This is a genomic window from Streptomyces sp. NBC_00989, assembly GCF_045162655.1.
Classification (GTDB): Bacteria; Actinomycetota; Actinomycetes; order Streptomycetales; family Streptomycetaceae; genus Streptomyces.
The window spans coordinates 6,787,761-6,809,119 of record NZ_CP108728.1; the positions used below are offsets into that span (position 1 = coordinate 6,787,761).

At 70.8% G+C, this 21,359-nt stretch carries 21 protein-coding genes; 13 read left to right on the plus strand and 8 right to left on the minus strand.

From position 1 onward, the window contains the following. Positions 1-37: 37 nt before the first annotated feature. The 3 genes from OG714_RS30270 to OG714_RS30280 all read right to left on the minus strand — a co-directional run bounded on the left by OG714_RS30270 (position 38) and on the right by OG714_RS30280 (position 3,882). Positions 38-952, minus strand: coding sequence for an aminoglycoside phosphotransferase family protein (locus OG714_RS30270; protein WP_406125699.1), 915 nt, complete (start codon positions 950-952; stop codon positions 38-40). A 266-nt stretch (positions 953-1,218) separates the two neighbouring features. After that, positions 1,219-2,715: a ricin-type beta-trefoil lectin domain protein gene (locus OG714_RS30275; protein ID WP_406125700.1), complete on the minus strand. Its 1,497-nt coding sequence runs from the start codon at positions 2,713-2,715 to the stop codon at positions 1,219-1,221. Positions 2,716-3,000: 285 nt separating this feature from the next. After that, on the minus strand, positions 3,001-3,882 hold the full coding sequence (locus tag OG714_RS30280; RefSeq protein WP_406132009.1) for an RNA polymerase sigma factor SigF: 882 nt from the start codon (positions 3,880-3,882) through the stop codon (positions 3,001-3,003). A gap of 324 nt (positions 3,883-4,206) precedes the next feature. Here OG714_RS30280 and OG714_RS30285 point away from each other — a divergent pair, with 324 nt between their 5' ends. The 6 genes from OG714_RS30285 (at position 4,207) to OG714_RS30310 (ending at position 9,589) form a co-directional block, all read left to right on the plus strand. After that, entirely contained in the window at positions 4,207-4,584 is a 378-nt protein-coding gene (locus OG714_RS30285) for an STAS domain-containing protein (protein ID WP_033284379.1), read from the plus strand. A gap of 230 nt (positions 4,585-4,814) precedes the next feature. Then, complete coding sequence (locus OG714_RS30290) at positions 4,815-5,342, plus strand: ATP-binding protein (protein ID WP_327403536.1); 528 nt, start codon at positions 4,815-4,817, stop codon at positions 5,340-5,342. Positions 5,343-5,541: 199 nt separating this feature from the next. Further along, positions 5,542-6,273 carry an LPXTG cell wall anchor domain-containing protein gene (locus tag OG714_RS30295; protein WP_406125702.1) on the plus strand — a complete coding sequence of 244 codons (732 nt, stop codon included), beginning with the start codon at positions 5,542-5,544 and terminating at the stop codon, positions 6,271-6,273. Positions 6,274-6,306: 33 nt separating this feature from the next. Further along, on the plus strand, positions 6,307-7,146 hold the full coding sequence (locus tag OG714_RS30300; protein WP_406132010.1) for a hypothetical protein: 840 nt from the start codon (positions 6,307-6,309) through the stop codon (positions 7,144-7,146). Continuing rightward, complete coding sequence (locus tag OG714_RS30305; protein WP_406125704.1) at positions 7,143-8,258, plus strand: hypothetical protein; 1,116 nt, start codon at positions 7,143-7,145, stop codon at positions 8,256-8,258. Before OG714_RS30300 ends, OG714_RS30305 begins: the two co-directional genes overlap by 4 nt. Continuing rightward, positions 8,255-9,589, plus strand: coding sequence for a hypothetical protein (locus OG714_RS30310; protein WP_406125705.1), 1,335 nt, complete (start codon positions 8,255-8,257; stop codon positions 9,587-9,589). Before OG714_RS30305 ends, OG714_RS30310 begins: the two co-directional genes overlap by 4 nt. Before the next feature lie 110 nt (positions 9,590-9,699). Here OG714_RS30310 and OG714_RS30315 read toward each other — a convergent pair whose 3' ends face one another. Further along, complete coding sequence (locus OG714_RS30315; protein ID WP_406125707.1) at positions 9,700-11,196, minus strand: oligopeptide:H+ symporter; 1,497 nt, start codon at positions 11,194-11,196, stop codon at positions 9,700-9,702. A 320-nt stretch (positions 11,197-11,516) separates the two neighbouring features. Between OG714_RS30315 and OG714_RS30320 the strand changes: the two genes are divergently transcribed. Both OG714_RS30320 and OG714_RS30325 read left to right on the plus strand, forming a co-directional pair. Continuing rightward, positions 11,517-12,194 carry a response regulator transcription factor gene (locus OG714_RS30320; RefSeq protein WP_174447603.1) on the plus strand — a complete coding sequence of 226 codons (678 nt, stop codon included), beginning with the start codon at positions 11,517-11,519 and terminating at the stop codon, positions 12,192-12,194. A gap of 134 nt (positions 12,195-12,328) precedes the next feature. After that, positions 12,329-13,606 (plus strand): ATP-binding protein, encoded by a 1,278-nt coding sequence (locus OG714_RS30325; RefSeq protein ID WP_406125709.1) that lies wholly within the window; start codon positions 12,329-12,331, stop codon positions 13,604-13,606. Positions 13,607-13,627: 21 nt separating this feature from the next. Here the strand turns inward: OG714_RS30325 and OG714_RS30330 are convergent, their stop codons facing one another. Continuing rightward, on the minus strand, positions 13,628-14,158 hold the full coding sequence (locus OG714_RS30330) for a GtrA family protein (protein ID WP_406125711.1): 531 nt from the start codon (positions 14,156-14,158) through the stop codon (positions 13,628-13,630). A gap of 163 nt (positions 14,159-14,321) precedes the next feature. Here OG714_RS30330 and OG714_RS30335 point away from each other — a divergent pair, with 163 nt between their 5' ends. From OG714_RS30335 to OG714_RS30350, 4 genes are all read left to right on the plus strand, one after another. Continuing rightward, on the plus strand, positions 14,322-15,461 hold the full coding sequence (locus tag OG714_RS30335) for a 5-(carboxyamino)imidazole ribonucleotide synthase (RefSeq protein ID WP_406125713.1): 1,140 nt from the start codon (positions 14,322-14,324) through the stop codon (positions 15,459-15,461). Then, positions 15,458-15,994, plus strand: coding sequence for a 5-(carboxyamino)imidazole ribonucleotide mutase (purE, locus tag OG714_RS30340; RefSeq protein ID WP_406125715.1), 537 nt, complete (start codon positions 15,458-15,460; stop codon positions 15,992-15,994). The genes OG714_RS30335 and purE overlap by 4 nt, the downstream gene beginning before the upstream one ends. A gap of 5 nt (positions 15,995-15,999) precedes the next feature. Next, positions 16,000-17,178, plus strand: a complete 1,179-nt coding sequence (locus tag OG714_RS30345; RefSeq protein ID WP_406125716.1) for a dipeptidase — start codon at positions 16,000-16,002, stop codon at positions 17,176-17,178. Positions 17,179-17,297: 119 nt separating this feature from the next. Then, a complete protein-coding gene (locus tag OG714_RS30350; RefSeq protein WP_406125717.1) occupies positions 17,298-18,440 on the plus strand; it encodes a dipeptidase in 1,143 nt (380 codons plus the stop codon). Positions 18,441-18,458: 18 nt separating this feature from the next. On the opposite strand, the gene OG714_RS30355 is transcribed toward OG714_RS30350, so the two are convergent. Together OG714_RS30355 and OG714_RS30360 are read right to left on the minus strand one after the other, a co-directional pair. Beyond that, on the minus strand, positions 18,459-18,842 hold the full coding sequence (locus OG714_RS30355; protein ID WP_406125719.1) for a VOC family protein: 384 nt from the start codon (positions 18,840-18,842) through the stop codon (positions 18,459-18,461). 34 nt (positions 18,843-18,876) lie between these two features. After that, the gene (locus OG714_RS30360; protein ID WP_406125720.1) at positions 18,877-19,260 is read right to left on the minus strand and encodes a VOC family protein; all 384 of its coding nucleotides are present in this window, start codon (positions 19,258-19,260) and stop codon (positions 18,877-18,879) included. A gap of 84 nt (positions 19,261-19,344) precedes the next feature. Here OG714_RS30360 and OG714_RS30365 point away from each other — a divergent pair, with 84 nt between their 5' ends. Then, the gene (locus OG714_RS30365; RefSeq protein ID WP_406125721.1) at positions 19,345-19,845 is read left to right on the plus strand and encodes a CGNR zinc finger domain-containing protein; all 501 of its coding nucleotides are present in this window, start codon (positions 19,345-19,347) and stop codon (positions 19,843-19,845) included. Between the two features lie 127 nt (positions 19,846-19,972). Here OG714_RS30365 and OG714_RS30370 read toward each other — a convergent pair whose 3' ends face one another. Further along, positions 19,973-21,316 (minus strand): UDP-glucose dehydrogenase family protein, encoded by a 1,344-nt coding sequence (locus OG714_RS30370; protein WP_406125722.1) that lies wholly within the window; start codon positions 21,314-21,316, stop codon positions 19,973-19,975. Positions 21,317-21,359: the final 43 nt, after the last annotated feature.

Sequence of the window (21,359 nt, forward strand, 5' to 3'; positions counted from 1 at the left end):
TCCTACCACCGTCCTCCGGGAGTTGAGCCCCCTTTTCTCAACCTCCCGTGAGCCGTCGTAGCGAGGCACGGGCCGGCGGACCCCACGTGGACTTGCCGCCGGGGCGCCCGTGGTCGCCGGCATGGCCGATGTGGAGGCCCGCGAGGGCGCGCAGCACCGCACAGCCCCGTGCGCGGCGCAGGGTCGCGGCGTCGGGGGTCGGACTGCAAGCCTCGTGGAAGACCTCCGCCGCGCCGTCCGGCAGCAGGATCCAGGCGGCGGCGAGGTCATAGGCGGGGTCGCCGGCGCAGAGGTCGCCGAAGTCGACCACGCCGGAGAACGTGCCGTTCGTGGTCAGGACATTGGCCGGATGGAGGTCGGCGTGCAGCCACAGCGGCGGGCCCGCCCACTCGGGCGCGGCCACGGCGTCCTCCCAGACGGCACGGACGGCGTCCGGGTCGGGGATCAGGCCCAGTTCGGTGGCCGAGGCGAGCCCTCGGGCGAGGCCTTCGGCGTGGTCGGCCAGCGGGCCCCCGCGGTCCCGTCCCGTCGGCGCACCCTCGGGGGCGGGGCGGTGGAGCGCGGTCAGGAAGGCGGCCAGGGCTACGGCCGCCTCCGCGCCGCGCGTCACGGTCACGGGGGCGCGGTCGGCCGGCTCGCCCGGTACCCAGGTGGTGATGAGCCAGGGGCGTGGAAAGCGTTCGGAGGGTTCACCCAGGTGTTGCGGGACCGGGACCGGCAGCGGAAGGTGCGGGGCGAGACCGGGCAGCCAGGCGTGTTCCTTGCGCAGCAGCGCGTCCGCGGACTCCGTCGCCCACGGCAGGCGGACGGCGAGGTCGTCGCCGAGCCGCCACACCTGGTTGTCCCAGCCGAGCGCACCGAGCGTCAGGGGGCGGTCCGCCAGGTCGGGGTACTGCTCGCGCAACAGGCCCCGGATCAGGCCCTCGGTGATGTCCGTCTCGGTGACTGTCATGCGGAGCAACGGTAGTTGGCCTCGGTTTCACCCCGCCGGCTTCCGCTTCCCCTCGCCGGCCTCGGTTTCACCCGGCCCGCCTCCGCTTCCCTCCCGCCCGCGTCCGTTCCCCCCGGCCCGCGTCCGTTCCCCCCGGCCCGCGTCCGCTGCCCCCGGTCGGCCTCCGCTTCCCCCGGCCCGTCTCCGCTTCCCCCCGGCCCGCCTCCGCTCCTCCGGTCGGCCTCCGCCCCCTCGCCCGCCTCCGCCCCCCCCGGCCGCCTCCCGCTTCACCCCGCCCGCCACCGCTGCTCCGCACCCCCGCTGAGCGGCACCAGTGACACGCCCTCCTCCCCGTCCGGCGCCATCCCCGTCAGGATCGCGATCGCCGGCCGGATCACCCCGTCCGCGTCCACCGTGAACCTCAGGTTGTCGCCGTGACTCCCGTCCACGGAATCGCACTCCCAGACGCCGACCCCCTTGTCCACGGACCCCCGGCTGTCCAGGCACAGGTCGGAGTCCGCGGACGACTGCACCACCCCGCGGGCCGAGTCCACCCGCCACAACTGGGTGTCGGACGAGGTGCAGGGGGCCGTGATCACATCCGTGCCCTCCGTCAGGTCGCCGTCGCGGATGTCCAGGCACCGGCCCGTGGAGACGTTCACGACCTGGGCGTACGCGCCGTTCGGCGCGTGAGCGGCCGGAGTCGGTGAGGACGTCGGACTCGCCGATCGCGTCGGCTTCGAACTCCTCGTCGGAGACGGTGACTTGGACGGGGAAGGGCTTGTCGACGGCGTCACCGGGACCGTCGCCGTCACCGTCACCTCGGACGGGGTCGACGGAATCGCCCCCGCGCCCGCCGCCGCTCCCGGCTGTGATGAACCGCCCGGCCGCAGCAGAAAGAACAGCAGCGGCACCAGTGCCACCCCCAGCGCCGCCGAGGCCAGCACCAGTCGACGCGAGGGTGACCAACTCGCCGGAGTCTCAGGGGCGTTGCCCCTCACCTCGTCGCGCCCCCTCATCGCGTACGACGCCCCCGCCCACGGCAACAACCCCTCGGCCAGCGTCGCCCGCGGAGCGTCCCGCAGCGCCGTCAGTTCCTCGTACGCGCCCGTGCAGTGGGCGCAGTGCGCCATGTGGGCGTGCAGGTCGGCGCTGACGCGGGGGTTCTCGGGGCGTACGGACTCCTCGATCAGGCGCCGGAAGTCACCGCAACGCGGGTCGTCGGAGGCGGCCAGGCGGGACTTCAGGCAGACCTGGGCCATGGCCTGGAGGGCCTGTTCGGTGCCGTGGACGACGTCCTCGCGGGTGAGGCCGAGGAAGGCGGCGGTCACGGTTTCCGGTTCCCCGTCGACGATGCCGTACCAGACCAGGCCCTGTGTCCGAGAGGGGAGCGAGAGAAACGCCGGAAGCATGGAAGGTGCCGGGTCCGTCGTGTTCAGGAGCAGGAGCAGGCCGGCATCCAGGCCGGACGAGCGGTCGTCCTGGGACCATGACGCGGCCACCCGCCCGGTCAGCAGCAGGAGTTGGTGCCGCCAGGGGACGGCCGGGTCCACGCCGCGTGCCGTCTCGCGGGCCGCGAGGGTGAACGTCTGTGCCGCCAACTGCCGTGCCGCCGACTCGCTCGTGGTGCACAGGCGGGCGTAGGACAGGACGGACTGGTTGTGCCGGGTGCGGAGTTCTTGCAGGGCCGCGTAGACCGTGGACGTGTCGGCGCGCAGTAGTTCCGTGAGCCGCGCGTCGGGGGCGTGCGTGTGCGCGCCGCCGTCCTCGTCGGAGCGAACCATTCGCCCGCCTCCTCGCACCTGTCCTGACAGACCAGCCAGTTTGTCGGGTGACCATAGTGGTGGAAGGAGACCGGTGGGGAAAGAGGTTTCTGTGGGTAACCCCGGCAACGGTGGGGGAGAGCCCGAGAACGGAGAGGGAGAGTCCGGGAACGGCGGGGGAGAGTCCGGGAACAGCCTGAGCGCGGCGCACGCACACGCGCGCCGCGCTCAGCACAGGCAGGGGAGACGACTCGCGGCCGGCTCCCGGAGGGACCCTGGAGGGACCCGCGGAGGGGGCCGTAGGGCCTACTCCTCGACCGTGAGTCCCTTGCGCAGCCGCACCAGTGTCCGCGACAGCAGCCGCGACACGTGCATCTGCGAGATGCCCAGCTCGTCGCCGATCTCCGACTGCGTCATGTTGGCGACGAAGCGCAGGGAGAGGATCTGCCGGTCCCGGGACGGGAGTTCGGCGATCAGGGGCTTCAACGACTCGACGTACTCGATGCCTTCGAGTCCGTGGTCCTCGTAGCCGATACGGTCCGCGAGGGCGCCCTCGGAGTCGTCCTCCTCGGGTTGCGCGTCAAGTGAGCTGGCCGTGTAGGCATTTGACGCCGCCATGCCCTCGACGACCTCCTCCTTGGAGATCTGGAGGCGCTGAGCCAACTCGGCCACGGTGGGGGCGCGGTCGAGTTGCTGGGCCAGTTCGTCGCCGGCCTTGGCCAGGTCGAGCCGGAGTTCCTGCAGCCGGCGCGGGACGCGCACGGACCACGAGGTGTCGCGGAAGAAGCGCTTGATCTCACCGACGATGGTCGGCATCGCGAAGGTCGGGAACTCGACCCCGCGGCTGAGCTCGAAGCGGTCGATCGCCTTGATCAGGCCGATGGTGCCGACCTGGATGATGTCCTCCATCGGCTCGCTGCGCGAGCGGAAGCGGGAGGCGGCGAACTTGACCAGCGCGAGGTTGAGTTCGACGAGGGTGTTGCGGACGTACGAGTACTCGTACGTGCCTTCCTCGAGCGATTCGAGCCGCTCGAAGAGGGTCTTGGAGAGCGCCCGCGCGTCTACGGCGCCGACCTCGTCGTACGGGGGGATCTCGGGGAGCCCCTCGATGGCATTGGGATCCAGTTGTGCCGGTGGGGGTGTCGACGTCGCTGTCGGGGTAGGCGATGCGTCGAGCCGGGGTGACATGGCGTCCTCCATCGTTCTCGGCATATGGCTGCCGAAGCCGGTGCGTGCACTGCGGAGTGCGGCGCCTCCAAAGCCGGTCGTGTCGGTCGGTCGGTCGTATCGGCACTCGGGTCGAGATCCGGTCGGTGGCCGGACTTGTCCGTCGTGTCGAATGTCCAAATACTTGTCTCTACTAGCCCTACCCGTTTTCCGGAGCCCGCCGCAAGTGCGCTCTGCACCCATATGTCCACTTATGGGCGGTTGTTCGGGTGTTGGAGAGTGTGAGGAAGGCGTAGTGTTCCAGGGCGAACGTCAACAGCCACGACCTCGGGAGAGAGAGACGGCATGGACCGCGGGACGGTCGGCAGCGCACAGTCTGGCCGGCTTCTGGTCGAGGTGCGGAAACAGGGCCTCAGCGCTGTCGTGACACCGGCGGGTGAGTTGGATCACCACACCGCCGATCTGTTGCGCGAGCCGCTGGAGGACCTGCTCGCCCATGGGTACGCACGGCTCGTCGTGGACTGCTCACGGCTGGAGTTCTGCGACTCCACGGGCCTGAACGTACTGCTCGGCGCGCGCCTGAAGGCGGAAGCCGCAGGTGGCGGGGTGCACCTCGCGGGGATGAAGCCCGCGGTGGCGCGCGTGTTCGAGATCACAGGGGCGGAAGCGGTCTTCACCGTCCACGACACCCTCGGGGCCGCCCTCGCCGACGAGTCCGGCTGAGTCCCGTTCTCCCCCGTGCGACCGGCGGATTCCCCGTGCCTCGTCTTCCGTGCCGAGTAAGGGGTGTTTTGCCGGTTCGCTCGGGCAGGAGAACATCTGAACCTGTCGAGACCCCGAGCGACCAAATCGCTCCTGATCCACGTACTGACTCTTGAACACGTACCGACTGACTCTTGAACACGTACCGACTCTTGAATCGTGAACCGGTGAATCGGTGAGGTGAAGCGCTGATGAGCACCACCCGGCCCTACCCGCCGGGCGACCGCCCGGAGTCCGGTGGCGCCGCGGAGGCGCCCGCCGGAGGCGCTGCCGTGCCGTCCGTCGGGGACGACGCCGAACCGGCCGTGGGCCGGAACACCCGCAGACTCAGTTTCGCGGGCGAGAGCGGGGTCGTGCCGTTGGCCCGCGACTTCGCCCGCCAGGCCCTGTACGCCTGGGGCTGGCTGCCCGCCGAGGGCGCCGACCGGCGCGCCGCCGCCGAGGACGTGCTCCTCGTCGTCTCCGAGCTGGTCACCAACGCCTGTCTGCACGCCGAAGGCCCGGACGAGATGTGGATCACCTGCGAGAACAAGGTGATCCGGGTCGAGGTCTCCGACCGCGGCACGGGCCAGCCCGCCCCCAGAACCCCGCACCGCGCGGGCCGCCCCGGCGGCCACGGCATGTTCATCGTGCAGCGGCTGTGCCTGGACTGGGGGGTCGTCCGCGCCCCGGGAGTCACCGGCAAGACGGTATGGGCGGAGCTGGGCGCGCCGGCCTAGCCGGGAAGTCCGTCTCTCCGTGCCCTGACCTGGCCCTCCGCTCGCCCACCTCGGGTTACCTCCGGTCACCCCCTCCACTCGGTCACACCTTCGCGCACGCCGGATCGTCACAACTCCGGCGTGCGCCTTGTCTTCCCTCCTCACGACCCCGGGCGTACCTTGACGGCCGATCTGATGTGCCGTCAGGAATGAGGGGACCGTGTCGTACCAGAAACGAACCGCAGCGCTCGCGTCCGTCGCGGCTCTGGCCGGCTCGGCGGTATTCATGGCCGCCCCCGCAGCCCGGGCCGACGTGGTCGACGTCAACTACAAGTGCCAGACGCCCATCGGCGTCAAGACCGCCGTCTCGCCGATCGACATCAAGGGTGTCAAGAGCGGCAGCGGCTACAAGCTCACCATGTCCTGGCAGAAGGGCGTCTCGTCCAGCCCCGTCGAACTCGGCAAGGGTGCGATGAGCCCGAGCGCCACCATCAAGGTGGGCGGCGCGGACAGCGGCACGGTCTCGGTGTCGGGGCCGGCCAACCAGGCCGCGATCCCCGCCAACACCCCCATCAAAATCAACGACTTGACGGGCACGTACACCCCGAAGGCGTCCGGCAAGGTCACGTTCACGGCGGCCATTCTGACCATCAAGGCCCTCGGTACGACGACGACGTGCACCCCCACCAACAGCCCCGGCCCGTCCCTCACGCTGGACGTCACGTCGGCGAGTGGTTCGTCCGGATCCAGTGGTTCGTCCGGAGCCAGCGGCTCGACGGGTACCAGCGGCACCACCGGTACCGGTACCGATTCCGGCGGCACGCTCCCGAAGACCGGCCCCGACGACTCGGTCATCGCCCTCGGCACGCTCGGCGGCACGGTGCTGCTCGCGGGCGCGGCGGGCACCCTGTGGCTGACCCGGCGCAACCAGACGGCCCGCGCCCGCCGCTGACAGCCCCCTCCAAGCCTGCTGGAGCCGCCCATGCTGTCGTCGACCACCCGCGTCCTGTGTCTGTCCCTCCTCGCCCTCCTGGCGGCCGCGCCCACCGCAACGGCCGCCGAGGGATGGACCGTTGCGCCCGCGGGCGGCGGCCGCCCGACGTTCTACGCCGAGGGCGAGCCCGGCACGACCCTCCAGGACACGGTGTCCGTGACCAACCCCACCGCCCGCCCGATCACGGTACGGCTGCGCGCCACGGGCGTCCCGGTCACCTTCGCCGACACGGGAGTCGGCGTCCCGGCCCGCACCCGGGCCGACATCCCGTTCACGGTGAACGTCCCGGCGACCGCCGCCCCCGGCGACCGCACCGCCACGATCATCGCGCGGGACACGAGCGGTCGCGAGGCGACGGCACGACTCCAACTCCACATATCCGGCCCGGCGTTGTCCGCACTGACCGTCGAGCATGTCGCCGTCCACGGCGACCGCATCACCTACGAACTGGTCAACCGCGGCACCACCCCCCTCACCCCGAGACTCGCCGTCCACGCCACCGGCATCTTCGGCACCCTCCTGGACCGCACCCCCCGCACCCTCCCCGTCCAACTCCCGCCGGGCCAACGCCTGAAGCTCACCGAACCCTGGCCCGGCCACCCCACCCTGGACGCCGTCGACCTGCGCCTCACGGTCACGGCGACGGGCGGCGCCCACGACACGGCGGACGCGTCGGCGCGGTTCGTGCCGTGGGCGGCGGTGGCGACGGCGGGGGGCGCGCTGCTCCTCTTGGGCCTTCTCGTACGACGTCGGCGGCGCCGTACGGATGACGACGATGCGACGGCCGAACACCCGCGTACGGAAGCCGAGTTGACGGGAGCGGTGATGTGAGCGGCAAGGTTCGGATTCCGGCGCTGGTGGCGGTGCTCGCGCTGCTTCTGCTGCCGTTGGCGGGAGCGACGTCCGCCGCGGCGGCGGGCGGGCCGAGTGTGAAGCTCTCCAAGTCGCAGGCGGGAGCGGGTGGTTCGATCACCGTCTCCGGGAGCGGCTGGCGGGCGCGCGCCCTGCTGATGGTGCTGATCTGCGGGCAGGCGACGCCCGCGCGCGGGGTGATCGGCGGTACCAACTCCTGTGCGAACGCGGACGGCAGAGCCGTCACGACGGACGCCAAGGGCATCTTCAGCAAGAAGCTGCCGGTGTCCGAACCGCCGGTGCCGTGCCCGTGCGTGGTGCATGTGGCGACGGTGACGGGGGCGAGCGCGTCGGCGGACACGGTCTTCCAGGTGGCGGGCCACGCGGTCGAACCACTCCCCGCGGAGCCGTCGACCGGACGGCTGTCGGTCCTCTCCGACCCCCGGCTGGACGGTTCGAGCGGGCTGCTGACCTGGTTCGGGGCACCCCCGTCCCGCACGCTGGTCTTCACCGTCGGCAACGCCGGTTCGTCCCCCGTCAAGAACCCCGTGTTCCAAGTCGGCACCTCCCACGGGGTGTTCGCGCCGCAGTGGGACGACCAGCAGTTCAGCGGCACGATCGCGCCCGGCGGGAAGGCGGAGATCAAACTCCCGGTCGAACTCGCGGCCGGGGCGCACGGCGACTACACCGTCTCGATGAAGTACGGCGGCCGGGTGCTCGCCGAACAGCCGTGGGGCGTGGGCCGCCCCTGGGGCGTGACCCTGTTCTGGATCCTGGTCTGCGTGGTCGTACCGGCGGCGGTGTTCCGTATCGGGATGGCCGTGGTGGACCGGCTACGGCCCCGCAAGGCAGCCCGCAGCATGGGCCCGCCCCGGCACCGGAGCCTGAGCGTGCCCGCCCAAGTCACCCTGCGCATGCCGAAGTTCGGCAAGGCGGCCGCCTCCCGGGAAACAGCCGCGGCCGCCCCCACGACCTCGACCCTGCCGTGGTTCACCCCGGACTCCGATCCGGGCACGGCCGGTCGACTCTCCGCACCGCACGACGACAGCCCGACGAGTCCGACGACTCCCACCAGGAAGGGACTTACGTGAGCAAGCGAAGGAGAGTCATACCGGCCGGCGGAGGCGGTGTACGGAGAGCGGGCGCGGCCGCGTTCGCGCTGGTCCTCGGCGGTGCGGGCCTCGCGCTCGGCCTGAGCGCCCAGGCCGCGCAGGCCGCCGAGGTGTCCTACGCCACCCACTGCGTGCCGCCCGCCGGTATCGACCCGGTCGACGGCACCACCAAGGTCGAGATCACCGCGCCCGCCACGGCGAAGGTGGGCGACACGGTCGACGTCGTCTGGAAGTTCACCCAGGCCGCGTCCAAGAACCCCGACATCATCGATCTGCCCGCCAACTCGGTCCAGCCGTCCGGCACTTTGAAGGCCAAGGGTGCGCAGACCGCCGACATCGCGATGCTGGGCCCGCGCGAGAACCCGGCGATCCCCAAGGGCGCGGCGATGACCCTGTCCGACATGACGGGCAAGCTGAAGCTGACGACGGCGGGATCGGTGACGCTGACACCGGACGCGTACACGGTCAACGCGTTCTCGACGGACACGAAGTGCGCACCGACGGCGACGGTCTCGCCTTCGGCGACGATCAATGTGACGGCGGGGGACGGCAGTTCATCGAGCACGTCCCCCACCCCTTCGGACTCGACGTCGGCCTCCGCGTCGGCGTCGGAATCAGCCTCGGAGTCCGCGTCGCCCAGTGATTCGACATCGGCGAGCCCCAGCGACGGCACCGGGACCGGCCAGACGGACTTCACCGGCAAGGAGGTCTCCGTCCCGTACGCGTGCAAGACGCCGATCGGTGACAAGAACGCGACCTCGCCCGTGCAGATCAACGCCAAGAAGGACGGCGGGAGTTACGACCTCACCGTGAAGTTCAACGGGTCGGTGATGGACAGCCCGGCGGACATCCCCGCGGACTCCGTGAAACCGTCGATGGAGGTGGTCCTGGGCGGTGCCGACAGCGGCACGGTCCACGTCGAGGGGCCGACCAACTCCGCCGCCATCAAGTCCGGCGACCCGATCGCGATTCCTGACCTGACCGGCACGTACAAGCCTGGCGCGAGCGGTACGTCGACGCTGTCACCCGGCGTCCTGACGGTCAACGCCCTTGGCACGACGACGACTTGTACGCCCACGAAGTCGGAGGTCTCCCTGACCCTCGACACGACGGAACAGGCGAGCGGAGCGTCGGGCGGCTCCTCGACATCGGGCGGCACGTCGACGTCGACATCCACCTCGGGAGGCCTGGCGGAGACCGGCTCGAACAGCCACGGCGGCCTGAAGGCGCTCGGCCTGGTCTCCGGCACGGCGATCCTTCTGGGCGTGGCGGTGTTCACGTTCATGCCGGGGCGGAGACGACTCCGGTAGACGCGTGCCGGCCCAACGCGGTCGCTGAGAAACGCCGGGAACACGCACAGGGCCGCCACACCCCGAGGGGTGCGGCGGCCCAGGCGCGCTGACGTGGCCGTGGACGAGTGTCAGTGCACGTTGCCCATGAGTTGCCTGACCTTCTTGCGGTACATCCACACCGCCGCGCCCGCGAGGACCGCCAGGACGGCCTGGAGGGCGACGATGCCCGTCTTGTTCAGGTCGACGCCCGCGATGGACAGGAGGCCTGTCGTGGCGTCGCCCGCCGTGACCGCGAGGAACCAGACGCCCATCATCTGGGAGGCGTACTTCGCGGGAGCCATCTTCGTGGTGACGGACAGGCCGACGGGGGAGAGGGTCAACTCGCCGACCGTCTGGACGAAGTAGATCGCCACGAGCCACATCGCCGCCGCCTTGTGACCGCCGTCGGCGATCGCGAGCGGGGCCAGGAAGAGGAAGAAGGACGCGCCGATCAGGACCAGGCCCATCGCGAACTTCGTCGCCGTGCTGGGCTCCTTGCCGCGGCGGGCCAGGGCCAGCCAGGCCCAGGCGAAGACCGGGGCCAGCGCCATGATGAGGACCGGGTTGACGGACTGGTACCAGGAGACCGGGAACTCCCAGCCGAACACGGTGTTCTTGGCCGAGGAGTCGGCGAACAGGGACACCGTCGAGCCGCCCTGGTCGTAGATCATCCAGAAGACGGCCGCGGCCACGAAGAACCAGATGTACGCGGACATCTTCGACTGGTCGGCGCGGTCGAGGGTCTTGTCGCGCTTGATGCGGGCGATGACCACGACGGGGATGAGCAGGCCGGCGACCGTGATCGGGACCAGCAGCCAGTTCAGCGTGTAGTGGCCGGAGAAGCCGACGACCGCGTAGAAGACGACGGCGACGGCGGCCCACAGCGCGGACTTGCGCAGGGTGGCCGTCCTCTCCGCGGCGGACAGCGGCGTGGGGACGATGTCCGAGCGGGAGCTGAGGTGGCGCGTGCCGAGCAGGTACTGGGCGAGGCCGATGGCCATGCCGACCGCGGCGAGCGCGAAGCCGAGGTGCCAGTTGACGTTCTCGCCGACGGTGCCGATGGCCAGCGGCGCGGCGAAGGCACCGATGTTGATGCCGATGTAGAAGAGGGTGAAGCCGCCGTCACGGCGCGGGTCGTCCGGGCCCTCGTAGAGGTGGCCGACCATCGTGGAGATGTTGGCCTTCAGGAGACCGGAACCGATCGCCACCAGGCCCAGGCCCGCGAAGAACGTGCCCGAGGACGGCAGGGCCAGCGTGAGGTGGCCGAGCATGATGATCACGCCCGCGACGGCGACCGTCTTGCGGGGGCCGAGGACCCGGTCCGCGAACCAGCCGCCGGGGAGGGCGAGCAGGTACACGAGGGACAGGTACACCGAGTAGATCGCGGTGGCGGTGGTCGCACTCAGGTGCAGGCCGCCGGGGGCGACCAGGTACAGGGGAAGCAGGGCCCTCATGCCGTAGTAGGAGAAGCGCTCCCACATCTCGGTCATGAAGAGCGTGGCCAGTCCGCGGGGGTGGCCGAAGAAGGTCTGCTCGGAACCGGGGGTGCCCGGAGTCACCGAGTCCTTCGTCAGGCTGGACGCCATGGTCGATCCTTGCTGGTCGGGAGAGCCGCACGCAAAAGGGACCTTCAGCTGTGAATGCTCGCCAAAGGTCCCCGGTGTCACTACAGGCGGTCCAGTCACCATACGGCAGGACACTGCCGTATATGGAAGGACTTGAGACATCGATCACAGGAAGAAGTGGAACCGCGACCGACCTTTCCAAGGTGTTTACAAGGATGGCATCCCACAGGCGCAGGTTCGGACCGGATTCTTCACGCGAGTGAATCCGACTTGCCCCAAGGTAAGAATCACTCGTGGCGATCACACCTCGACCGCTGTCCGAGGCGGACTACCATCACCTCATGACCCGTGTACTGCTCGCCGAGGACGACGCGTCCATCTCGGAGCCGCTGGCCCGCGCTTTGCGACGGGAAGGCTACGAGGTCGAGGTGCGCGAGGACGGACCGACCGCGCTCGACGCCGGCATCCAGGGTGGCATCGACCTGTGTGTCCTGGACCTGGGCCTGCCCGGTATGGACGGCCTGGAAGTCGCCCGCCGACTGCGCGCCGAGGGCCACACCGTCCCCATCCTCATCCTGACCGCACGCGCCGACGAGGTGGACACCGTCGTCGGCCTCGACGCGGGCGCCGACGACTACGTCACCAAACCCTTCCGGCTCGCCGAACTGCTCGCCCGCGTCCGGGCCCTGCTCCGGCGCGGCGCGGCCGAGCCCGCGCAGCCGCCCGCCACGCACGGCGTCCGTATCGACGTCGAGTCCCACCGTGCGTGGATGGGCGACGAGGAACTCCAGCTCACCGCCAAGGAGTTCGACCTGCTGCGGGTGCTCGTGCGGGACGCCGGCCGGGTCGTCACCCGCGACCAGTTGATGCGCGAGGTGTGGGACACGACGTGGTGGTCGTCGACCAAGACCCTCGACATGCACATCTCCTGGCTGCGGAAGAAGCTCGGTGACGATGCGGCCAACCCCCGGTACATCGCCACCGTCCGGGGTGTCGGGTTCCGGTTCGAAAAGAGCTAGGTCGGCTACGCGCGTTGCGCCTGCGCCGTGGGTGGCTCGTGTGGTGTGCGCGACCGGCCGTTGTGTAGGGCTGGTCGCGCCGTTTCCCGCGCCCCTCTCGGGGCGCTGACAGTCGCCGTTTCCCGGAGAGTGCCGTGCGTCGTCGCCTTATCCAGTCCACGCTCGCCGTGGTGCTCGTGGTCATCGCTGTCTTCGGCGTGTCCCTCGTCATCGTCGAGACGCGCACGATCAGCAACAGCGCCCAGGAACGCGTGGATTCCGAGGCGCTGCGGCTGGCCAGCATCGTGGACAGCCGGATACTCGGCGCGGAGATCGTCGACTCCGAGGTGCTGCGTACGCAGGTCACGGAGGACCGCTACGCCGTGATCCGCATCCCGGGCGACCCGGTGATCGAGGTCGGCACCAAGCCGACCGGTGACGTCATCCGCTCCACCGCCAAGGGCGAGGAGGGCGAGACGGTCACCGTGGAGGAGCCGCGCTCGACCGTCACCCGTGAGGTCGGGCGGACGCTGCTGATCATCGGTGCCGTAGCGCTGCTCGCCGTGGTCGCCGCCGTGCTGCTCGCCGTACGGCAGGCCAACCGGCTCGCCTCGCCGCTCACCGACCTCGCGGAGACCGCCGAGCGGCTCGGTTCCGGTGACCCGCGGCCCCGGCACAAGCGGTACAGCGTGCCGGAGCTGGACCGGGTCGCCGACGTCCTCGACTCCTCCGCCGAGCGCATCGCCCGCATGCTCACCGCCGAGCGCAGGCTCGCCGCCGACGCCTCGCACCAGTTGCGTACGCCGCTCACCGCGCTGTCCATGCGGCTGGAGGAGATCACCCTCACCGACGACCCGGACACGGTGAAGGAGGAGGCGACCATCGCGCTGACGCAGGTCGAGCGGCTCACGGACGTCGTGGAGCGGCTGCTGACGAACGCGCGCGACCCTCGTACCGGATCCGCCGTCTCCTTCGACCTCGACGAGGTCATCCAGCAGCAGCTCGCCGAGTGGCGCCCCGCCTACCGCAGCGGGGGGCGCGCGATCGTCAGCTCCGGCAAGCGGCATCTCCAGGCCGTCGGCACCCCGGGCGCCGTCGCGCAGGTGCTGGCCGCGCTGATCGAGAACTCCCTGATGCACGGCGGCGGCACGGTCGCCCTGCGCACCCGCGTCACCGGCAACCAGGCCGTCGTAGAGGTCACGGACGAGGGGCCCGGTGTTCCCACCGACCTCGGCGCCCGCATCTTCGAGCGCACGATCAGTGGCCGCAACTCCACGGGGATCGGGCTGGCGGTCGCGCGGGACCTCGCGGAGGCGGACGGCGGGCGGCTGGAGATGCTTCAGTTGCAGCCGCCGGTGTTCGGTCTCTTCCTGTCGCGTACGCCGCCGACGAAGCGGCCGTCCGCGGAGGAAGAGGAGCCCACGGTCCGCTGAGGGCCGGAGGGCGTGGGTGAGTCAGCTCACGTGCTGCTTGGGGCGGGGGAGCGGCCCACGCTGGGGCTCGATGACGGCCTCCGCCTTCGCGACCGGTTCCCCGGCCGACTCCGCCTCGTCCTCCACCGGCAGCGCCTTGAACACCCAGCTGCGGTACGACCAGAAGCGGAACAGCGTCGCGATGCCGATGCCGAGCACCTTGAAGATGTTGCGCTGGAGCGAGCTGTCCCAGCCGAAGCCGTAGATCGCCGCGAACAGGACGCCGTTCTCGATCACCAGGCCGACGAGGCTGAACGCCAGGAACAGGCTGAGTTCCTTGGTGCGGGCGCTTTTGTCGCGGTCACGGTAGGTGAAGTACCGGAAGCCGACGTAGTTGCACGCGATGGCGACGATCGTCGCGATCACGTTGGCGCGCACGGCCTGCAGGCTGGTCAGATGCCACAGCAGATTCGAGACCGCGAAGTTCACCACGGTGCCCACCACGCCCACCGCGCCGAACTTGGCGACCTCGCGGGCGAGCCGTTTGAAAGGCCCTTCGGAACCAGGCTCCATGGTTGTGCAGGCCCCTGTCTTCTCGGATTCTCGACCCAGCCATGCTAACCACCGCTTTCCCCCGCCGCCCGTGAAGCCGCTCACAGGTCGGAAAGAGACGCGGAAAAGAACGGTAAGAGGTACGGAAATCAGGCCGACGTGGCGTGACCGATACCCTGGGGGAGTGACGTTCCCGGTAGTCGGCATGGTCGGCGGGGGGCAGCTCGCTCGTATGACACACGAGGCGGGCATCCCGCTCGGCATCAAATTCAAGCTCCTCAGTGACACCCCCCAGGATTCCGCGGCGCAGGTCGTCGGCGATGTCGTCATCGGCGACTACCGCGACCTCGGCACGCTGCGTGACTTCGCGCGGGGGTGCGATGTGATCACCTTCGATCACGAACACGTACCCACCGAGCATCTGCGTGCCCTGGAGGCGGACGGCATCCCTGTGCGCCCCGGCCCGGACGCGCTCGTGCACGCCCAGGACAAGGGCGTGATGCGGGCGAAGCTCACGGAGATCGGTGTGCCGTGCCCCAGGCACCGCATCGTGACCGACCCGGCGGACGTGGTCGCGTTCGCGGCGGAGGGGGACGGCTTCCCGGTCGTCCTCAAGACCGTCCGCGGCGGCTACGACGGCAAGGGCGTGTGGGTCGTCGACTCCCCGGAGGAGGCCGCCGATCCGTTCCGCGCCGGCGTCCCCGTCCTCGCCGAGGAGAAGGTCGACTTCGTACGGGAGCTGGCGGCCAACGTCGTACGCTCCCCGCACGGCCAGGCCGTCGCCTACCCGGTCGTCGAGTCCCAGCAGGTCAACGGCGTCTGCGACACGGTCATCGCGCCCGCCCCCGACCTGGACGAGTCCCTCGCGCTCCAGGCCGAGGAGATGGCGCTGCGCATCGCCAAGGAACTCGGGGTCGTCGGCCACCTCGCCGTCGAGCTGTTCCAGACCGGCGACGGCCGCATCCTCGTCAACGAACTCGCGATGCGCCCGCACAACTCCGGTCACTGGACCCAGGACGGCGCGATCACCAGCCAGTTCGCGAACCACGTCCGCGCGGTCCTCGACCTCCCGCTGGGCGATCCGCGCGCACGGGCCCCCTGGACCGTGATGTGTAACGTTCTCGGCGGCGACTACCCGGACATGTACTCCGCGTACCTGCACTGCATGGCCCGGGACCCCCAGCTGAAGATCCACATGTACGGCAAGGACGTGAAGCCCGGCCGCAAGGTGGGCCACGTCAACACCTACGGCGACGACCTGGACGACGTCCTCGAGCGCGCTCGTCACGCAGCCGGCTATCTGAGAGGCACGATCACCGAATGAGCTCCGTCGCTGGACCCGTCGTAGGAATCGTCATGGGGTCGGACTCCGACTGGTCCGTCATGGAGGCCGCCGCGAAGGCCCTCGACGAGTTCGAGATCGCGTACGAGGTCGACGTCCTCTCCGCGCACCGCATGCCCCGCGAGATGATCACGTACGGCGAGCGCGCCGACGGCCGCGGCCTCAAGGTCATCATCGCGGGCGCGGGCGGCGCCGCCCACCTCCCCGGCATGCTCGCCTCGGTGTCCCCGCTCCCGGTGATCGGCGTCCCCGTGCCGCTCAAGTACCTGGACGGCATGGACTCGTTGCTGTCCATCGTGCAGATGCCGGCCGGTGTCCCCGTCGCCACCGTCTCGGTCGCCGGCGCGCGCAACGCGGGCCTGCTCGCCGCCCGCATCCTGGCCACCCACGACGAGGAACTCCTCGTCCGCATGCGGGAGTTCCAGCAGGACCTGAACGACCAGGCCACCGAGAAGGGCAAGCGCCTGCGCGCCAAGGCCGAGGGTTCCGGCAGCGGCTTCGGCTTCGGGAAGTGACGGCGATGACCTCACTCGACGAGGCGCGGGCACTCCTGCGCGAGTTCCCGGTCGTCGACGGGCACAACGACCTGCCCTGGGCCCTGCGCACGCAGGTCGCCTACGACCTCGACGCCCGCGACATCGCCGTCCACCAGAACGCCCATCTGCACACCGACATCCCGCGCCTGCGCGAGGGCGGCGTCGGCGCGCAGTACTGGTCGGTGTACGTCCGCTCGGACCTGCCCGACCCGGTGCCGATGACGCTCGAACAGATCGACTGCGTACGGCAGTTGCTCGCCCGCCACCCGCGGGACCTGGCGCCCGCGCTGACCGCCGCGGACATGGAGTCGGCGCGCGCGGAGGGCCGTATCGCCTCCCTGATGGGTGCGGAGGGCGGGCACTCGATCGCCAACTCCCTCGGCACGCTGCGGGGGTTGTACGCCCTCGGCGTCCGCTACATGACGCTCACCCACAACGACAACGTGGCGTGGGCGGACTCGGCGACGGACGAGCCGGGCGTGGGCGGCCTGTCGGCGTTCGGCCGCGAGGTCGTGCGGGAGATGAACCGCGAGGGCATGCTCGTGGACCTCTCGCACGTGGCGGCGACGACGATGCGCGACGCGCTGGACACGTCGACGGCCCCGGTGATCTTCTCCCACTCCTCGTCGAGGGCGGTCTGCGACCACCCGCGCAACATCCCGGACGACGTGCTGGAGCGCCTCCCCGCCAACGGCGGCATGGCGATGGTGACGTTCGTGCCGAAGTTCGTGCTCCAGGCCGCCGTGGACTGGACGGCCGCGGCCGACGACAACATGCGCGCGCACGGCCTGCACCACCTGGAGACCACGGAGGAGGCGATGAAGGTGCACCGCGCCTTCGAGGAACTCCACCCGCGCCCGGTCGCGACCGTCTCCACCGTCGCCGACCACCTCGACCACATGCGCGAGGCCGCGGGCGTCGACCACCTCGGCATCGGCGGCGACTACGACGGCACGGCCTTCACCCCGGACGGCCTGAACGACGTCTCCGGCTACCCGAACCTCATCGCGGAGCTGCTGGACCGCGGCTGGTCCAGGCCCGACCTGGCCAAGCTGACCTGGCAGAACGCGGTACGGGTGCTGGGCGCGGCGGAGGACGTGGCGCGCGGGATCCAGGCGACGCGGGGTCCGTCGAACGCGACGATCGAGTCGCTCGACGGCTGACCGGCGCGGCGCGGGAGCGCCCACTCCCGCGCCGTACCCCGAACGCCCCGCTCACCAGGTGGCCCCCTCGCGGGCGTGCGACGGTGACCGTACTGCCGTAACGACGTACGGAGCCCGCCATGGCCGACCTCCAGGACCAACTGCACGCGACGACCGAGGTCGGCGAGCTCGACGACTTGGTCCACGAGCCCTTCCCCGCCGGGGTCTTCCCGCCGGACACCGCGGAACCGTACGACCCCGTCTCCGACCCGGCCGCCGCCCCGCTGGAGCGCGCGCACGCCATCCTCGCCGCGCACCCGGTCGCGGACGGCTACAGCGGGCTGCCGTGGGCGCTGCGGCACCTGCCGTGGTTCGACCTGGAGCTCGGCGAGAGTTCCGTGGACACCGATGTGCCGCGGCTGCGCGAGGGACACGTCGGCGCGCTGTTCTGGTCGCTGCACCTGCCCGAGGGCCTCGCCGGGGACCGGGCGGTCGGCGCCACCCTGGAACAGCTCGACCTCGTGAACACGGTGGTCCGCGCCCACCCCGAGGGCCTGCGCCTGGCGTACACCGCCGGCGAGACCACCGACGTGCGCCACTGCGGCCGTATCGCCGTGCTCCTGGGCCCCGCCGGAGCCGCCGCGCTCGGCGACTCCCTGGGCATCCTGCGCTCCCTGCACGCGCTGGGGCTACGGGTCCTCACGCTGTCCGGGGTGTCCTGGGCGAGCGAGGCCGGGCTGACCCGGTTCGGCGAGGAGGTCGTCCGCGAGATGAACCGCCTCGGCGTGCTCGCCGACCTCTCCGGCGCCTCCGACGGCACGATCCGCCGCGCGCTGGCGGTCTCCAAGGCACCGGTGCTGTTCACCCGCTCCGCCGCCCGCACGCTGCGCCCGCACCCGGCCAACCTCTCCGACGAACTCCTCGCCGCGGTCGGCGCCGCCAAGGGCCTGTGCATGGTGCCGCTCACCGCCGAACAGACCGGCCCGTCCGTCCGGGACGTCGCCGACCACCTCGACCACGTCCACGAGGTCGCGGGCCGCGAGTGCGTCGCCCTGTCCGGCACGTACGACGCCGGCACGGCCCATCCGCAGGACCTCGCCGACGCCTCCTGCTACCCGAACCTCATCGCCGAGCTCCTCCACCGCGGCTGGTCCGAGCCCGACCTCGCCCTGCTCAGCTGGGGCAACGTCCAACGCGCCCTGCGCAGCGCCGACTTCACGGCCCGCGCCGCCCAGCAGCGCCGCGAGCCGTCGACGGCGAAGATCGCCGAGCTGGACAGCTGACACGCGGTCGTACGGGTTCTACGGGTGGTCGATCCGGCAGAGGCAGAAGGGATGCCCTGCCGGATCGGCGTACACCCGGAAGTTCTCCTTGTCCTCCTGGTGCAACGGCCGCGCGCCGAGCGCCAACGCCTTCGCCTCCGCGACCTCCAGTTCCTCCCAGGTCGCCCCGGAGTCGAAGTCGAGATGGAGCTGCTGCGGCCGGTCCGCGCGCGGCCACTGGGGCGGGGTGTAGTCCGTCACCCGCTGGAAGGCGAGCCGCGGCCCGTCCGGAATATCGAGTACGACCCACTCGTCGTGCGCGACGTGGGGTGTGCCGCCGAGGATCCCGGCGTAGAACTCGGCGAGCGCGAGCGGGTCGGGGCAGTCGAGCACGGTGGAACGGAAACGTGCCACGGCGGACATGGTGATCTCCCTGGTGTCGGCTGTGACGGCGGTCTCAGCAGGCGCAGAGGCAGAACGGGTGCCCCGCCGGGTCCGCGTACACACGCCACGCGCGCGAGCGGTCCTCGGTGTCCAGCGGCGTCGCGCCCAGCGCCAGTACGCCCTTCTCGGCCGCGTCCAGGTCCGTGACGGTCAGGTCGAGGTGGAACTGCTGGGAGTCGCCGGACGCGGGCCACTTCGGCGGTACGTGCCCGGGCGCCTCCTGGAACGCGAGCGTCCGCCCGCCCGGCAGGTTCAGGTCCACCCAGTCGCCGCCGTCCTCGTCCTCGACGGTGCCGCCGAGGATCCCGGCGTAGAAGCCGGCGAGCGCGCGCGGATCGGGACAGTCCAGGACGACGGCACCCAGCTCGGCGATGGGGGTGGGGGTGGGATCGGTCATGACGGACTCCTCCTAGTTACCTACAGGTGGCGTTAGCCGGTAACGGTTACCTCATGCTCCCGCATTGGAGGTAACGTCGCAAGCATGAGTGAGAGAGTTCCCGCGCCCGGCGACCTGGCCCTGATCGAGGCCCTGGTCAACACGCTGGACCTGGAGGCGGGCACCGACGAACTCGACACGGTGGACGGCCGCGCACGCTTCGGACTCGCGGAGGGGGAGACGGAGTCGGCGCGCGAACTACGCGAATCGCTGCGGGCGACCCTGCTCGCCCACGCGGGCCACCCCCCGCACCGCGAGACCACACCACTCGGCGAACTCCTCGTACGGGCACCGCTGTTGGTGGTGATCGACCCGCACGACGGCTCCGCGCACCTCGGGCCCGCCGACGGGGACCCTTTGCTCTCCCGCGTCGCGTCAGCCATCGCCCGGTCCCTCGCCGAAGGCACCTGGCCCCGCCTCAAGGCCTGCGAAGCCCCCACCTGCCACTGGGCGTACTACGACCGCAGCCCGGCGGGCCGGGGCCGCTGGTGCTCGATGGCGGTCTGCGGCGCGCGCGCGAAGATGCGCCGCTACCGCGCCAAGTAGCCCTCACGAAAGCCGACTTGAGCGGTCCCGACGCCCAGCACAGCCCAGTGGTGCAGAATGCAGCCAGACGCCGGTCCGGCCGACTGAGCCTCGGCCGGACCGGCGTCGTCCGCTCACGGGCGTGTGCCTATGCGGTGGGACGCCCCATCGCCCGGAACGTCCACCCCGCCTTGCGCCACAGTGCCGGGTCGAGGGCGTTGCGGCCGTCCAGGACCACACGGGCGCGTACGGCCTCGCCGAGGGTCGCCGGGTCCAGCTCGCGGAACTCCCGCCACTCCGTCAGGTGCAGGACGATGTCGGCGCCGCGTACGGCCTCCACGGCGGTGTCGGCGTACCCGAGCGTCGGGAAGAGCCGTAGCGCGTTGGGCATGCCCTTCGGGTCGTACACGGTGACCTGGCCGCCCTGGAGGTGGATCTGGCCGGCGACGTTCAGGGCGGGGGAGTCGCGTACGTCGTCGGAGTCCGGCTTGAAGGTCGCGCCGAGGACGGCGACCCGCTTGCCGAGGAAGGAGCCGCCGCCGAGCGCCTCGCGGGTCATCTCGACCATCTGGCCGCGCCGCCGCATGTTGATGGAGTCGATCTCGCGGAGGAACGTGAGCGCCTGGTCGGCGCCCAGTTCACCGGCGCGTGCCATGAACGCCCGGATGTCCTTCGGGAGACAGCCGCCGCCGAAGCCGATCCCGGCCCGCAGGAACTTCTTGCCGATCCGCTCGTCGTGCCCGATCGCCTCCGCCAGCTTCACGACATCTCCGTCCGCGGCCTCGCAGACCTCGGCCATCGCGTTGATGAAGGAGATCTTCGTGGCGAGGAAGGAGTTCGCGGCCGTCTTCACCAGCTCGGCGGTGGGGAAGTCGGTCACGACGAACGGCGACCCGGCAGCGATCGGCTTGGCGTACACCTCGCGCAGCAGCTTCTCGGCCCGCTCGCTCCGGACACCGACCACGATCCGGTCCGGGTGCAGCGTGTCCTGGACGGCGAAGCCCTCACGCAGGAACTCCGGGTTCCAGGCCAGCTCGGCGTCCGCACCGACGGGCGCGTGCGCGGCCAGATACGCGGCCAGCCGGTCCGCCGAGCCCACCGGCACGGTGGACTTGCCGACGACCAGCGCGGGACGCGTGAGATGCGGGGCGAGCAGCTCGAAGGCCCGGTCGACGTACGACATGTCGCAGGCGTACTCGCCGTGCTTCTGCGGGGTGTTCGTGCACATGAAGTGGACGTCGCCGAACTCCGCGACCTCGGCCCAGTCCATGGTGAAGCGCAGCCGCCCGGTGGAGCCCTCGATCCCGGCGACGTGCTTGCGCAACAGCTCCTCAAGGCCCGGCTCGTACATCGGGACCTCACCCCGTTGGAGCATCTCGATCTTCTCTGGGACGACGTCCAGACCGAGCACCTCGTAGCCCAGCTCGGCCATGGCCGCGGCGTGCGTCGCGCCGAGATAGCCGGTGCCGATCACGGTGATCTTGAGGGCCATGAGTGCTCCAGAAGGGGTACGGGGGCGATGCGCGCCCGAGCAT

What these genes read in the sequence shown, in the direction of transcription:
- OG714_RS30270 (WP_406125699.1), bottom strand. Translation starts at nt 952, where the DNA reads ATGACAGTCACCGAGACGGACATCACCGAGGGCCTGATCCGGGGCCTG.
- OG714_RS30275 (WP_406125700.1), bottom strand. Translation starts at nt 2,715, where the DNA reads ATGGTTCGCTCCGACGAGGACGGCGGCGCGCACACGCACGCCCCCGAC.
- OG714_RS30280 (WP_406132009.1), bottom strand. Translation starts at nt 3,882, where the DNA reads ATGTCACCCCGGCTCGACGCATCGCCTACCCCGACAGCGACGTCGACA.
- OG714_RS30285 (WP_033284379.1), top strand. Translation starts at nt 4,207, where the DNA reads ATGGACCGCGGGACGGTCGGCAGCGCACAGTCTGGCCGGCTTCTGGTC.
- OG714_RS30290 (WP_327403536.1), top strand. Translation starts at nt 4,815, where the DNA reads ATGAGCACCACCCGGCCCTACCCGCCGGGCGACCGCCCGGAGTCCGGT.
- OG714_RS30315 (WP_406125707.1), bottom strand. Translation starts at nt 11,196, where the DNA reads ATGGCGTCCAGCCTGACGAAGGACTCGGTGACTCCGGGCACCCCCGGT.
- OG714_RS30320 (WP_174447603.1), top strand. Translation starts at nt 11,517, where the DNA reads ATGACCCGTGTACTGCTCGCCGAGGACGACGCGTCCATCTCGGAGCCG.
- OG714_RS30330 (WP_406125711.1), bottom strand. Translation starts at nt 14,158, where the DNA reads ATGGAGCCTGGTTCCGAAGGGCCTTTCAAACGGCTCGCCCGCGAGGTC.
- purE (WP_406125715.1), top strand. Translation starts at nt 15,458, where the DNA reads ATGAGCTCCGTCGCTGGACCCGTCGTAGGAATCGTCATGGGGTCGGAC.
- OG714_RS30345 (WP_406125716.1), top strand. Translation starts at nt 16,000, where the DNA reads ATGACCTCACTCGACGAGGCGCGGGCACTCCTGCGCGAGTTCCCGGTC.
- OG714_RS30350 (WP_406125717.1), top strand. Translation starts at nt 17,298, where the DNA reads ATGGCCGACCTCCAGGACCAACTGCACGCGACGACCGAGGTCGGCGAG.
- OG714_RS30355 (WP_406125719.1), bottom strand. Translation starts at nt 18,842, where the DNA reads ATGTCCGCCGTGGCACGTTTCCGTTCCACCGTGCTCGACTGCCCCGAC.
- OG714_RS30360 (WP_406125720.1), bottom strand. Translation starts at nt 19,260, where the DNA reads ATGACCGATCCCACCCCCACCCCCATCGCCGAGCTGGGTGCCGTCGTC.
- OG714_RS30365 (WP_406125721.1), top strand. Translation starts at nt 19,345, where the DNA reads ATGAGTGAGAGAGTTCCCGCGCCCGGCGACCTGGCCCTGATCGAGGCC.
- OG714_RS30370 (WP_406125722.1), bottom strand. Translation starts at nt 21,316, where the DNA reads ATGGCCCTCAAGATCACCGTGATCGGCACCGGCTATCTCGGCGCGACG.